Raw genomic sequence first — 12638 nt, 5'->3', positions numbered from 1 at the left:
GGAGTTGAGGATGAGCGGAACCCATGAGGGCCCGGAAGCCAGAACGCTTCCACGAAGAGGCCGGATATGCGAATGCAACCGTTCTTCACTGACCTGGGGGAGTGACCAACAGGGAGGGGACCATATAAGATGCTTCAGCTTCTTAGGCGCCGCCAAGCGCCCACCGTTCTTACCTACCTCCCGACCTGTATCTATTACTCCTGTGGCGTCCTGCACAAGGTCAGATCGAAACCAATGGCTGCCATCGCTGGAGCAGAGGACAGGATGTCCTCGTCGCCTAAGCGGCCATGGACGGCCCTCTTGGGCGACGGAAGCGATGGCAGCCATTGGCTTCAGACTCCCAAGGTCTGCTCAGGGCATACGCAATAAATGCGCAATAAAAAAGGGGCCCTCGAAGGGCCCCTTATCATTCTCACCACAACCAATCAGTGGGATTCAGACGGCTCGGCATGCGCCTTGGCCGCTTCATCCTGATCGGCGTTGTGGTCCTTCGCCAGCAGGACGTAGAACGCCGGCAGCACGAACAGCGTGAACAGCGTGCCGATGCCCAGGCCCGTGGCAATGGTCAGGCCGATGGCGAAGCGGCTCTGGGCACCCGGGCCGACCGCGATCAGCAGCGGCACCATGGCCACGATCAGCGCCAGGGACGTCATGATGATCGGGCGCAGCCGGATGGCGGCAGCCTCAATCACGGCCTCAAGCTTGTTCAGCCCCTTGTCGTGCTGCAACAGGTTGGCGAACTCCACGATCAGTATCCCGTTTTTCGACACCACCCCGATCAGCGTGATCAGCCCCACCTGGGTGTAGATGTTCATGGTGGTGAAACCCAGCACCATGAACGCCATGGCCCCGGCAATGGACATCGGCACCGACACCAGGATGATGAACGGGTCACGCCAGCTCTCGAACTGGGCCGCCAGAACCAGGTAGATCACCAGCAGTGACAGGAAGAAGGTCACCGCCAGTGCGCTGCCCTGCTGCACATACTGGCGCGAGTCCCCCTGAAAGTCGTAGGTGAAGCCCTGCGGGAACACCTGGCTGGCCGCCTGCTTCATGAAGTTGATGGCGTCGCCCTGCGGCACCAGCGGGATCCCCTGGATGGTCAGGGAGTTCTGCTGGTTGAACTGCGTCCGCTGGGACGGTTCCACCGCTTTGCTGAAGCTGATCACGCTGCTCAAGGGCACCAGTTCGCCCGAGTCGGCACGGATGTAGTAGTCGTTCAGGTCTTCCACGTTCTTGCGGGCGCTGCGCTCCACCTGCGGAATGACCTGGTAGGAGCGGCCTTCCATGTTGAAGCGGTTGATATAGCCGCCACCCAGCATGCTCGACATGGCCTGACCCACATCCTGCATCGACAGGCCCAGGTCGGCGACCCGGTCGCGATCCACCTTGATGGTGGTGACCGGCCGGTCGAACTGGATCGACTTCTGCAGGAACATGAACTTGCCACTCTGCATGCCCTTGGCCAGCAGGTCGTCCGCCACTTTATTGAGCTCTTCATAGCTCTTGCCGGTGGTGATGACGAACTGGAACGGCAGACCACCGCTGGAACCGGGCAGGGACGGAATCGGGAACACCGCCGTCTGCAGGCCGGTAATCTTGGAGATCTCCTTCTGCAGGATCGGCTGGACCTCGAACTGGGAAATATCCCGCTCGCTCCAGGGCTTCATCTTGAAGCCGCCGAACACGGCGTTGGGGCTGGTGATGCCCAGCAGCATGAAGGTCTCGTCGTAGCCGGGCAGCTTCTCGAACTCGTCCTGCATTTCATCGCCGTACTTCTGCAAATAGTCCAGCGTCGCCGTCTGCGGTGCGGTGCCCTGGAACAGCAGAATGCCCTGATCCTCACTGGGTGCCAGCTCGCTTTTGCTCAGTTTGACCATGCCACCGATCGACAACAGCACGATCACCGCGAAGAAGATGGTGACGGACTTGGTCTCCAGGCTGGAGGACAAGGCGCGCTGATAGGCGCCGGCCAGTCCGTTGAAGAAGTTCTCGACCTTGGTCTCGAACTTCGTCGGGTTGCCGTGGGGTTTGAGCACCTTGCCCGACAGCATCGGCGACAGGGTCAGCGCCACGATGCCCGAGATCACGACGGTGCCGGCGAGGGTAAAGGCGAATTCTGTGAACAGCGAGCCCACCAGACCGCCCATAAAGCCGATCGGCGCGTATACCGCCACCAGTGTTGTGGTCATGGCGATAATCGGCGTTGCCATTTCCCGCGCGCCGTTAAGCGCCGCGTCGAACCTGGATTCGCCCGCCTCGATGTGTCGGTGCACGTTCTCCACCACGATGATGGCGTCGTCCACCACCAGCCCGATCGCCAGTACCATCGACAGCAGGGTGAGCAGGTTCAGGGAGTAGCCCAGCGCCAACATCACGAAGGCGCCGCCGATGATCGACAGCGGCACCGCCACCGACGGGATAATGGCCGCGCGCAGCGACCCCAGGCAAAGGAAGACCACCACCAATACGATCAGGACCGCTTCCCAGAGCGTCTGGATGACTTCCTTGATGGAGTCGTCGATGAACTCGGACGCATCGTACGGCAGTTCCACCTTCAGCTCTTCCGGCAGCTGGGCTTCGATATCCGGCAGGGCGCCTTTGACCAGCCCGGCAACGGTCAGCGGGTTGGCGCCCGGCGACAGATTAATCGCGACATAGGTGGACGGCTTGCCTTTGTACAGGGCCAGGTTCTCGTAGCTCTGAGAGCCCAGTTCGACCCGGGCGATGTCGCCCAGACGGATCAGCGTGCCCTTGTCTTCCTTGATGACCAGGTTCTTGAACTGCTCGGCGCTGCCAATATCGGTGTCACTGGTCAGGCTGATCTGCACCAGGTCGCCCTTGGTGTTGCCGACCGCCGCCTGATAGTTGTTCTTCAGCAGAATCTGCACCACGTCGGACGGGGTCATGTCGACCGCCGCCAGGCGCTCCGGATCCAGCCAGACCCGCAGCGCGAATGTCCGGCCCAGCAATTCCGCTTTACCCACACCGGGCAGGGCCTGCAGCTTGGGCTGGACCACACGGGTCAGGTAGTCGGTGATCTTCGGCACGTCCATGGTGTCGCTGTAGAAGGCGATGTACATCAACGCCGTGCTGTCGCCGGTCTCGGACGTGATGACCGGGTCCTGTGCATCCGCCGGAAGTACGTTGCGCTGACTGGCCACCTTGGCCTGGATTTCGGCCAGCGCCGCGTTGGCGTCGTAGTTCAGCTCCATATGGGCCTGAATGGTGGAGGTGCCCTGGGAGCTGGTGGAGGTCAGGTAGTCGATACCGCTGGCTTCGGCGATGGCCTGTTGCAGCGGCGTCGTGATAAAGCCCTTGACCAGGTCGGAACTGGCGCCCGGATAACTGGTGGTGACGGTGACCGTCGTGCTTTCCAGCAACGGATACTCCCGCACCTCCATTTCCATGGCACTACGGACCCCGAGTAGCAGGATCAGCAGACTGACGACGGTCGCCAGTACCGGCCGGTTAACGAATATGTCCGTGAAGCGCATCAGTTGCTGGCCTCCTCGCCACTGTTTTCATCCTTGGCCGGGGCATCGTCGTCCTTGGTGATCTCGACCGCCTGGCCCGCCCGCAGGCGCAGCAGAGCCGTCGCCACCACACGCTCGCCGGCTTCGAGATTCTTCGTGACCTCAACCCGGCCGTCGCGTGTGGCGCCGGTTTCGACGCTGCGGCGTTCAGTGACCAGTTGGCCGTCGTCGTTCTTCTTCAGCACGTAGACGAAATCGCCGTAAGTGTTAAAGGAGATCGCCGTGCGCGGCAGGGTCACGACGTCGCGTTCGGCCGGGCGAACCGTCTGAACGGTGGCGAACATGCCCGGGCGCAGTTCGCGATCCGGGTTGCGCAGGGTGGCGCGGACGCGGACGGTCCGGGTCTCGGGGCTGATCGAGCTGTTGATGGCGCTGACCTTGCCCTTGAAGGTTTCACCCGGCAGTGCGGCCACGGTGGCCTCCACGTCATACCCCACATCCACGTTGGCCAGATCCTTCTCGGAGATGGTGTAGTCCACGTAGATGGGATCCAGCATGTTGATCTCGACGATCGGCGTGCCTACGCCGAGGTACTGGCCCTGGTCCACCAGACGCAGACCCAGGACGCCGGCAAACGGCGCTTTGATGACCTTCTTCTCAAGCGTGGCCTCGGATTCCTTCACACGGGCGTTGGCGGCTTCCAGGTTGGCCTGGGCCTCGTCGTACTCGGCCTGGGAAATGGCCTTCTTGGGCAGCAGGTTGGCGGTCCGTTTGAATTGCTGCTCGGCGAGCTTGGCTTCGGCGCGGGTGGTGCGCAGGGCCGCCTCGTCGGTGGCGCTGTCCATGGTCAGCAGCACATCGCCTTTTTCCACGCGGTCGCCGGACTCGAAGCGCAACTCCTTGATGACGCCGGCCACTTCGTTGGCGACTTCAATGCCGTTCACGGCGGTTACGCTGCCCACCGCCTTGATGGACTGGACCCAGGTGGTGCTTTTTGCGGTGGTGGCTTCAATCGTGGCCGGCGGCTGCGGCTGTGAGAACTGCTTCTGCATCTGGCCGAAGCGATAGAAGGTATAGCCGAAAATGCCGCCGAGCACGACCAGGAGAGCTACGATAACAATGGCAAAGCGGGACGCGGTGCGCATGAGAAAGTCCTGATTTCCGTCACTTAAACACGAATGATTGCCACAGCTGTACGAAACCGGTCACGCCGACTGTCCTTCGGCACCGGTACGGCTGTGAATGTGTGGGGAGGTCTGGTCTTCCCTACCGGGGGGTAGGCGTGTGGCTCCGTTTTTCTTTTCGGGCACAGGGCCGCCTAAAAAGCAGCAGCGCACACCAGGTTCCATCCAAACCGACACCAATAGATGTTTTTACCACGCACTTGCATAGGTAAAAACCCGTATATTGCCTAAATAACTACGGTTTTTTACAGAATTTGGATTTTGACGCCGGAATCATGGCAAACCTATGACATTTCCGGGCATGATGTCGACCACTAAGACGTATTTAAGTTGTTATCCATAAAAAATAATCCGGAGGTTGATCCATGATTGGTTACGTCACGCTGGGTGTCAGTGATATGAATCGCGCCAAGGATTTCTATACGGCCTTACTGGCCGACATGGGCGCCAAATTGCTGCTGGATATGGAGCGCATCGCGTTTATCGGCCGTTCCATGAAAGAGCCGATGGTGGCGGTCTGCATTCCCTATGACAAAGAGCCCAACCATCCGGGGAACGGCAACATGGTGGCTCTGCAGCCCGGCTCCAAGGAAGCGGTAGATGCGTTTTACGCCAAAGCGATTGAACTCGGCGCCACCTGCGATGGCGAGCCGGGGCAGCGTATCCCCAATCAGTTCTACGGCGCCTACATCCGCGATCCGGATGGCAACAAGGTCGCCTTCTTCCACTTCGGTTAAGGCGTCAGTCCGGGCCCCTCAGCCTTACGGTCATTCGGGGCCCTGGTTGGGAATCCGCACCAGCAGGTCGGTAACGCCGACGTCGACCCCCAACTGATTGAACAGCGTGCTGGCCTGCCCGCGATGATGCGTCTGATGATTGAACAGGTGCATCAGCAGGGGACCGAAGGCGCGGGTCAATGGTTCCCCTTTGACGTTGCGGTAATGCAGGGGAACCGCGTAATCCTGCTCGTCACTGGCTTCGATCAGCTCGGCGATCACCCGGTCCATGGTGTCACGGGCCTGGTGCAATTCGGCGAAGCTCGGGTAGAGGGTCTCCGACAGGGTTGTGGGCGTGGGGAAGTGATCCAGCGCGTCAAGGCACCGATAGCGGGCCGGATGTACCCGGAACCGGTTTACCCACATGATGTCCGCCACCAGGATGTGATTCAGTGTGCCTTCGATCGAACCGAAAAAGGCGCCGAGATCCCGCGACCGATCCCCGTCGTCCAGCTCGGCGGCGAGGCGGTAGAGGTTTCCGTTCATCCAGGCGTTGTAATCCGCCATGAAAGTGAACTGCTGCTTCAAAGACATGATTCCGCTCCTTGGTGAGATGACCATACGCTGCGCCTGAAGCCCGAGGTCGTCAAGGTACAGACCGTCCAGCCGCGGGAACTCATTCTGTACCGCTCTGCAGCCTTGCCATCATCCGGTCATGAGAAGCGATCATCATGAGGCTCCTTTTATCCGGGAGGGGAGATCGATGATCGAACGTTACTTGCGCCGCGCAATTGTCCTGACCCATCCGTATCGGCTCGTGGAGATCGAGCGGGAAGGTCCCCGACGTCGACAAAGCTGCTGCGAAGCCCGCTATTTCAATCTGGTGGATAACCGGAAAAACCTGATCGCTGGCTTTGACGCCTGGATGGCAGGGCAGTGCTTCTTCGGCTATTTCCGCTACTCGCCCCAGGGTGACCTTATCGAGCGACGAACCTTCCCGATCGATTCCTGGCAGTTCTGAAATGGAAGACCGTCAGGCGACCGTGCGGTGGGCAAAACTACCAAGCGTGACAGCGAACCATGACGGTGCCGTGAGGGTTCAGTCCTCGTTGAAGGTGAAAATCAGGCTGCCGCCCCTGAGCACGCTGCCGTAGTTGAAGTTCACGCCGATCGCGACGTTGTCCACCAGCGGAATCCGCCCGCGGGCTTCCAGTAGCCAGGCCAGACCGGCCTCGTAGTAATAGCTGTTGCCAAGCTGATCGCCGATGTCCCCGCCCATATCGATGCGTGCCGCACGAATCCAGATGTTCTGGCCCGGCAGAAAGCGTGAAATGATCGGATTGCGAATGCGGACGCCGTTGGACCAGAACCAGGCCTCCGGGTCGGCCTCATGGGCCGGATTGCGGGTGCCAATGGTGTGCCCGCGCATGTAGTGGTAATCGGAAAAGAAATCCCAATCCGCCCCCATGATGGGGCGGCTGTAACCCAGTGTCAGCGTGGGTTCAGCCACCAGGGCATCCACGGTGATGTTGGTCAGGGTGCCATCCAGCTCCGACTGCACGGCTTGTGAGGCGGTCGAGTTGTAGTTGGTGTCGTTCTTGTAGCGCATCCAGTGTACCAGGCTGCCGACGGTGACCTTCACGGGCTTGGTAAAAGGATGCGTCCAGGCGGCGCCGGCACTGGCCGAGACGATCTGCTCGTAGACCTTGTCCTTGCGTTGCTCATCGGACACCACCAACTGGGCATCCTGCTCCTGCGCGATGTACGCCACCTTGCCGGTATAGGTCAGTGTATCGCCCTGGTCACCGATAGGCTGGGTCCAGTCAAAGGGCAGGCTGGCGGTGGTGATGCTCTGGCGCAACTGGGCGGAATCGGCCGAGCCGAGATCATCGTTATCCAGCTCGAAGTAGTCGTTGGGATTGAAGTTCCAGAAGCCGAAACGAACCGCATCGCCGTTGGTTAGCAGTATGGCGAGGGTGTAGTTGGCAGAGAGCACATTGCGAGTGGCCCGATCCAGCTCCGATGCGGCCAGTATCCGCGTGGTCTGGCAAAGCACCAACGTTAGCAACAGGAGCCAGACGGCGCACCGGGCAGTGAGCGTCATAGAGGCGGACCCTTCCTGGAAAAGGTGTGTCTGGTTCCAGTCTAGCCGAGCCGTGGGCAAGGCGGTGTCGGGATATTTCTGGCGTTGACTGGTTAATCGGCGCACTTGCTCATGTTTCTGTCGTTGAAGGTTACGTAACGGCTTGTGAGTGTGGATGACAGGTTGCAACCTAATTAGTTGAGAGGGAGGCGTGTTCGCCTGTCCCCGGGTCCGCCGATCCCGTCCAGAACGCCCGAGCCGCCGCTCAGGGCGCTATTGTGCGACGGAATGGCCGTCGCGAGGGTGCAGACACAATGTGAAATCAATAAAACATTTGCCTTTCAAAATGCTACACACGTCATGTTTGGCCCATGGCACACTCATTTGTATCCACAGACCATTAATGAGGGGAGAGAGCCGAATGCCCGTTACCGTGTTGAAGAGTGAGGACGGCTACCAGCTGCTCAAGGTGTCTCACGCGGGTGAACATGGCGAGATCGTCAGGGAACACCACGTAGTCGTTGATTCCAACGGCGAGCTGGTCCAGGTCGGGATGACCTTTGATAAAGCGGAAGAACTGCTCAGGATTCTAACCGCCGATACCGGCGCAGACATGATGCCGGAACGCCAGAGGGCGGTTGGGGAATAACGCTGGCAAAGTCAGAAAAGCCGCTCAATCGAGCGGCTTTTTCATTTTGCGTCCCAGCGAATGCGGGTTCGATTCCCGCCGTCTCTACGATGTTTTCCAGGGATAAAAAAAGCCCCTGAAAATCAGGGGCTTTTTCGTGGGATCTTGGTGGAGACGGCGGGAATCGAACCCGTCGCCGCACCGTTTCGTTGCGCCACAGTAGCCCACAAAGCCCGTCGAATGGGCATCTCGCATTTTCACCGAACCACAGATTTCCACTTAACAGCGCTATTGCGTGGACACTTTGTTGACACCTGCGAGACTATGCAGTGAAGTCGGTGAAGTATAGGCACCAAGGTGAGTAGTAGGTGATGATCGATTGGGAAGTAACCACAGGAATAGCCACGGTGACGAGCACCGTTTGCACGGTCGGCAGCACCGTTTACTTTGCATTTAAGAAGCAGGGAGAGGTCTCAGCTGGAAGCTCTAGACTGATTAGTTTAGATAAATTTATGGCGTTCTTGTTGGCATCGTCGGGGTGGGCGCTCATTTGCCTGTGCTTTCTTTGGATTTTCAGGCCATTCAATGGCTTTCCGCTCGATCAGGATTGGCTTCAATTTTACGGAGTAGTACTGGCATTTCCAGCACTGATTATTTTTAGGACCGGGCTCAGAATCTTGAGCTCCGTCCAAGCACCAACAGTAGATGACAAGATCTGAAGTGGTGGACGCCCGGGACCAGTGCGCCTTTTTGGCGGTTTTGCCGGTCGAATTCGGGACATTGTTCAAAATTTTCCGATCAGCCTTTTTTGTGAGCTGACTTGCCACTAAGATGCTGTATAAATAAACAGTATTTTCAGGTGCGCCCATGCGCATGATCATCGTCAAAAAAGGCCTCGAAGATTTAACCCTTTGGACTACCGAACCCGGTGGCAAGGTCCGCATCTACAAACGCAACGGCAGTGAGATTCCCAAAAACTGGCTCGGTGGTATCGATGCGGAAACCGCCAAACAGCTGCCCGACGCCCATCCCGTGAAGATCAAGGCACAGGCTTGCAGCACAGGCTCTGGGTTACACCACGAATGGCGCCTGGTGAATGGGAACCGGGCGATTCTCGGTTGCCTGTTCAATGACTGCGTATACGCGATCCTGGATCGCGGCGAGTTCAGAATAGTCTCACGCAACTCGACCAAGACGTCCCGCAAGTGACCTATGGCCTACCGTGGCGAACGAAAGATCCGCACCTTGCGCTGCCGCTTTGGTAGCGACGAATACCGGCTCAACGGGGACGAACCAGGCGGATGGGTCCCCATCCAGAAACGAACCGGCGACGATACGCTGAGAAGCTGGCTGGGTACGATCGACAAAGAACTGGCGAAACGTATCCCCGGCGCCCGGCCGGTAAAGATCCGAGCACATGCCTACTCATCCGGTAAGCATTCCCACCGTATCTGGTTTAACCTCAAGGATAACGAAGCGGTCCAGGGGTGCCTGTTTAACGAGGGCGTGTTTGCGGTGCTGGATAGGGGCGAGTTCAAAATCGTCAAATGCCAGGCACCTGGACCGACGCCGCCACCGGAAGACGAACCGCCACCTCCGCCCCTAGCGGCGTGACCGATTGAAAGGAGACGCAACGACGCATGTGCGGCGCCTACAACGTAAAGCCCAATCCCTACATGATGGAACTGGCCGGACAGCTCCGCATCCCGGTACCGGATGAACGCCTGAACCTTCGCCCAGGTGCATACGGCCAGTTCGTCTACGAGACCTCGGAAAGAAGGCACCTGCAGGAAGGCATGTGGTCACTGCTGATCGAACGCAAACCGGACGGCTCCGGCTACCGGCCAAGCACGAAATACAGTACCTTCAACGCACGCTCTCGCAGTCTCGGCACCAGCCCACTCTGGCGAAAGCGATTCCCAACGCAACGGGCCATCATCCCGGCAAGCGCCTTTCACGAATGGACCGGACCGAAGGGCAGTAAACAGTGCTACAGCATCGCCCCTGTCGATTCAGCGATAGCCTTTGCGGGGCTGTACGAGTTCTGGAACTTCGACGGCGAGATCGTCCCGGCCTACACCACGATCACCCTGCCACCACACCCACGGTTCGACTATATCCACGACAAAAGCATCCCCATGATGCTGAGGGAAGAAGACTTCGAGTTGTGGCTGGACCCGACGATGACCAACACCGATCCGTTCCAGCACCTGCTGGTCGCCGAGATCAACACACCGTTGCGCGTCGTGCCGATCAAATCACCAACGAACCTGGAGCCGATAGGAGAGGAAGAAATTCTCGAACCCGATCAGTAAAGACGCATGTCAGCGATCTCTCACGCCACCCTGGGCGATTACCCCTAACATGCTGCTTACCAATCAGTAGAGTGAACCCCGCTCAGCAACGAACGGAATCACTAAGGCTGGCATGGATGCCAGGCTGAAGCGACACCTGCCCAGTGGTGTGACTTGTCAGGGAGAGGTCTGACTTACCTATCTCCCGGAAATTAAATCTGTCTCTTTTTCTACTCGTCGTTAAACCTAAACTGGTCACTAAATTCCTACCTTACTGTAACTAGGCAGAATTAAAGTTACTGTTTTATCAATCAGTTTTTAATAACAAACAAATCTGAGTTTATCCTTCCAATAAGTCATTAGTCTTGCTACATATCCATTTACTACCAGTAATCAAGGGAGTGATTAGTTATGTTACGATTCAAGGTTCTTTTTCTCGCTTTTCTATCAACTTCTGCGTTGGCATTCGATTTCAAGGCATCTGCTGCAGGAGTTGATGCTAACAAAGAATCGATGGAAAACATGAATTTACATATGTATGAACGTGAGATTACTGAAAGGGATGTGTCTTCAGTTATCCAAGATAATGACGGTTTTGGCGGTAGTGGCAGTATATTAATCTCACAATCGAGTGGCATGACTCAAAGGAAATGGGATGAAATCTATACAAATATGCGCGGGTCATGCTTTCAGTCTCAGAGAAATCATCCGGCAAATTCAGTACTTACAGACGGACAGATAGCGGCTTTTTGTTCCTGTGTTGCAAGTGAGACTGCGAATTCCTTGTCTTCGAATGATGTAGATTATATTGAAAGAACAGGTGATCCAGGTCCCATGCTCTCGGCATCTCGGAGTGCTTACGCGAGATGTGCAAGCTGAATTTTTAGTCTATCGAGGGGCTTTAGAAGCAAATGTACTTTTAGGCGTGGATTCAACCAATAACCGCAGCACCGCTCATTGATAGCGCTCCGGAGTATTCACCCCAGAACACCTCTGCCGGTGTCCGGTAGCCCAGCCGTTTTCTGGGCCGGTTATTCAACTGCTCAACCACTCGGTTGATGTGCGTTTGAGACCGCTTGGCGAAGTCCGTCCCCTTCGGGTAGTACTGTCGCAGCAAGCCATTGGTGTTCTCGTTCGTGCCACGTTGGCCCGAGCAGTACGGGTCACAAAAATAGGCCGACAAACCCAACTTTTTGGCCATCTGTTCGTGTTCCGCAAACTCGCTGCCGTTGTCCAGCGTCAGCGTTTTCGCAACACCCCGAATGGGCTGCAAGAGCCGAATCACGGTGCGCGTTGTCTGACTGGCCGTAAATGACTTCAGACGGCCGGCGAGCAAGTAACCGCTACGACGCTCGACCAGCGTCACCAGACCTGATTGTTTGTGGCCCTGGAGTACGGTGTCGCCTTCCCAGTGATCCAGCGCGGCACGGTTTTCAATCTCTTGCGGGCGACACTCAATTCCAACCCGGTTCGGGATTTTGCCGAGGCCCGCTTCTTTAGCTCTGCGCCTGCGGCCACGGCTATTCCGATGCCGACAGAAGCGCCAGAGCTTACCGCCCTGGAGGCGGTCACGATGAATTAGGTCATAGACCCACTGATGACTGACCCTCACCGGAGCGTCCATGCGGCTCATGAAGCCTGCAATTTGCTCAGGACTCCAGTATTCCTCAAGCCGTTCAGAGACCCAGTTGGTCAGCCACAGTACTCGTTTGTGGCGTTTGAAGGCGGCTCTACGGCGGGTATTGGAGTGGCGCTGCGCCATCTCCGGCTCATAGCCTTGAACGCTGTTCCGTCGCAACTCGCGGCTGATGGTACTGTTGTGGCAGCCCAGCATCACTGCAATCTGTCGTTGGCTTTTGCCGGCCACACGCAAAGCCGAGATCTGGTATCGTTGTGCCTGGGTCAGTTGTCGGTACTTCATCACTGCTTCACTTTGGTCGGTAAAGCCCGTGAGGGTACCGGCGACGGCCCTCCCGCCTCTACCTGGTTAAGCCAAAGTGCTGCAGTTATTATCTGAATTCACGAGGTAATGGTTGTTAGTTGCGTATCGCTATAATGAGGTCTAGGTCAATTTTGACATTTTCGTAAAAAAATGTTAAACTAATTCCACCTTACGGAGCACCCGTAAAGGTCTACCTAAAAGAAAAGGTGAGCTGGAAAGACCTTTACGGGTGCTCCGTAAGGTGGATGGTAGATTTCCAAGAAAATCCTTAAAAATCAAATGCTTAAACTTGGTTTTAAGGTGGTTCATCAAATC

General features: G+C 57.3%; 13 protein-coding genes. 7 read left to right on the top strand and 6 right to left on the bottom strand.

The genetic code is table 11. The features are described from left to right. Positions 1–425: 425 nt before the first annotated feature. The gene (locus J3364_RS10735) at positions 426–3497 is read right to left on the bottom strand and encodes an efflux RND transporter permease subunit (protein ID WP_349558342.1); all 3072 of its coding nucleotides are present in this window, start codon (positions 3495–3497) and stop codon (positions 426–428) included. Then, the gene (locus J3364_RS10730) at positions 3497–4621 is read right to left on the bottom strand and encodes an efflux RND transporter periplasmic adaptor subunit (protein WP_349558341.1); all 1125 of its coding nucleotides are present in this window, start codon (positions 4619–4621) and stop codon (positions 3497–3499) included. The genes J3364_RS10735 and J3364_RS10730 overlap by 1 nt, the downstream gene beginning before the upstream one ends. Positions 4622–5025: 404 nt before the next feature. Here J3364_RS10730 and J3364_RS10725 point away from each other — a divergent pair, with 404 nt between their 5' ends. Beyond that, on the top strand, positions 5026–5397 hold the full coding sequence (locus tag J3364_RS10725) for a VOC family protein (RefSeq protein WP_123636152.1): 372 nt from the start codon (positions 5026–5028) through the stop codon (positions 5395–5397). Between the two features lie 30 nt (positions 5398–5427). On the opposite strand, the gene J3364_RS10720 is transcribed toward J3364_RS10725, so the two are convergent. Beyond that, positions 5428–5970 carry a DinB family protein gene (locus J3364_RS10720; protein ID WP_349558340.1) on the bottom strand — a complete coding sequence of 181 codons (543 nt, stop codon included), beginning with the start codon at positions 5968–5970 and terminating at the stop codon, positions 5428–5430. Between the two features lie 169 nt (positions 5971–6139). On the opposite strand from J3364_RS10720, the gene J3364_RS10715 reads away from it, so the two are divergent. After that, complete coding sequence (locus J3364_RS10715; RefSeq protein ID WP_349558339.1) at positions 6140–6397, top strand: hypothetical protein; 258 nt, start codon at positions 6140–6142, stop codon at positions 6395–6397. 78 nt (positions 6398–6475) lie between these two features. On the opposite strand, the gene J3364_RS10710 is transcribed toward J3364_RS10715, so the two are convergent. Then, a complete protein-coding gene (locus J3364_RS10710) occupies positions 6476–7480 on the bottom strand; it encodes a Solitary outer membrane autotransporter beta-barrel domain (RefSeq protein WP_349558338.1) in 1005 nt (334 codons plus the stop codon). Positions 7481–7880: 400 nt separating this feature from the next. Here J3364_RS10710 and J3364_RS10705 point away from each other — a divergent pair, with 400 nt between their 5' ends. Beyond that, a complete protein-coding gene (locus J3364_RS10705) occupies positions 7881–8108 on the top strand; it encodes a hypothetical protein (protein ID WP_349558337.1) in 228 nt (75 codons plus the stop codon). A gap of 479 nt (positions 8109–8587) precedes the next feature. Here J3364_RS10705 and J3364_RS10700 read toward each other — a convergent pair whose 3' ends face one another. Continuing rightward, positions 8588–8956: a hypothetical protein gene (locus J3364_RS10700; RefSeq protein ID WP_349558336.1), complete on the bottom strand. Its 369-nt coding sequence runs from the start codon at positions 8954–8956 to the stop codon at positions 8588–8590. Here J3364_RS10700 and J3364_RS10695 point away from each other — a divergent pair. From J3364_RS10695 to J3364_RS10680, 4 genes are all read left to right on the top strand, one after another. Further along, on the top strand, positions 8955–9296 hold the full coding sequence (locus J3364_RS10695; RefSeq protein ID WP_349558335.1) for a hypothetical protein: 342 nt from the start codon (positions 8955–8957) through the stop codon (positions 9294–9296). The two genes, J3364_RS10700 and J3364_RS10695, sit on opposite strands and share 2 nt — an antisense overlap. A gap of 3 nt (positions 9297–9299) precedes the next feature. Then, a complete protein-coding gene (locus J3364_RS10690) occupies positions 9300–9701 on the top strand; it encodes a hypothetical protein (RefSeq protein ID WP_349558334.1) in 402 nt (133 codons plus the stop codon). A 26-nt stretch (positions 9702–9727) separates the two neighbouring features. After that, the gene (locus J3364_RS10685) at positions 9728–10402 is read left to right on the top strand and encodes an SOS response-associated peptidase (protein WP_349558333.1); all 675 of its coding nucleotides are present in this window, start codon (positions 9728–9730) and stop codon (positions 10400–10402) included. A gap of 390 nt (positions 10403–10792) precedes the next feature. Next, positions 10793–11260: a hypothetical protein gene (locus tag J3364_RS10680; protein WP_349558332.1), complete on the top strand. Its 468-nt coding sequence runs from the start codon at positions 10793–10795 to the stop codon at positions 11258–11260. Positions 11261–11312: 52 nt separating this feature from the next. Here J3364_RS10680 and J3364_RS10675 read toward each other — a convergent pair whose 3' ends face one another. Further along, positions 11313–12302 (bottom strand): IS30 family transposase, encoded by a 990-nt coding sequence (locus J3364_RS10675; RefSeq protein WP_349558331.1) that lies wholly within the window; start codon positions 12300–12302, stop codon positions 11313–11315. Positions 12303–12638 lie beyond the last annotated feature (336 nt).

Origin of the sequence: Marinobacter sp. NFXS9 (assembly GCF_040148665.1) — a bacterium.
In the GTDB taxonomy this organism is placed as follows: Bacteria; Pseudomonadota; Gammaproteobacteria; order Pseudomonadales; family Oleiphilaceae; genus Marinobacter_A; species Marinobacter_A mangrovi.
The sequence above is the reverse complement of the archived record's forward strand: the minus strand, read 5'-3'. Positions and strand labels throughout refer to the sequence as shown.

Excerpts from the sequence above, each read along its gene's own strand:
- J3364_RS10735 (WP_349558342.1), bottom strand. The coding sequence starts at position 3,497 with ATGCGCTTCACGGACATATTCGTTAACCGGCCGGTACTGGCGACCGTC.
- J3364_RS10730 (WP_349558341.1), bottom strand. The coding sequence starts at position 4,621 with ATGCGCACCGCGTCCCGCTTTGCCATTGTTATCGTAGCTCTCCTGGTC.
- J3364_RS10725 (WP_123636152.1), top strand. The coding sequence starts at position 5,026 with ATGATTGGTTACGTCACGCTGGGTGTCAGTGATATGAATCGCGCCAAG.
- J3364_RS10720 (WP_349558340.1), bottom strand. The coding sequence starts at position 5,970 with ATGTCTTTGAAGCAGCAGTTCACTTTCATGGCGGATTACAACGCCTGG.
- J3364_RS10715 (WP_349558339.1), top strand. The coding sequence starts at position 6,140 with ATGATCGAACGTTACTTGCGCCGCGCAATTGTCCTGACCCATCCGTAT.
- J3364_RS10710 (WP_349558338.1), bottom strand. The coding sequence starts at position 7,480 with ATGACGCTCACTGCCCGGTGCGCCGTCTGGCTCCTGTTGCTAACGTTG.
- J3364_RS10705 (WP_349558337.1), top strand. The coding sequence starts at position 7,881 with ATGCCCGTTACCGTGTTGAAGAGTGAGGACGGCTACCAGCTGCTCAAG.
- J3364_RS10695 (WP_349558335.1), top strand. The coding sequence starts at position 8,955 with ATGCGCATGATCATCGTCAAAAAAGGCCTCGAAGATTTAACCCTTTGG.
- J3364_RS10700 (WP_349558336.1), bottom strand. The coding sequence starts at position 8,956 with ATGGGCGCACCTGAAAATACTGTTTATTTATACAGCATCTTAGTGGCA.
- J3364_RS10690 (WP_349558334.1), top strand. The coding sequence starts at position 9,300 with ATGGCCTACCGTGGCGAACGAAAGATCCGCACCTTGCGCTGCCGCTTT.
- J3364_RS10685 (WP_349558333.1), top strand. The coding sequence starts at position 9,728 with ATGTGCGGCGCCTACAACGTAAAGCCCAATCCCTACATGATGGAACTG.
- J3364_RS10680 (WP_349558332.1), top strand. The coding sequence starts at position 10,793 with ATGTTACGATTCAAGGTTCTTTTTCTCGCTTTTCTATCAACTTCTGCG.
- J3364_RS10675 (WP_349558331.1), bottom strand. The coding sequence starts at position 12,302 with ATGAAGTACCGACAACTGACCCAGGCACAACGATACCAGATCTCGGCT.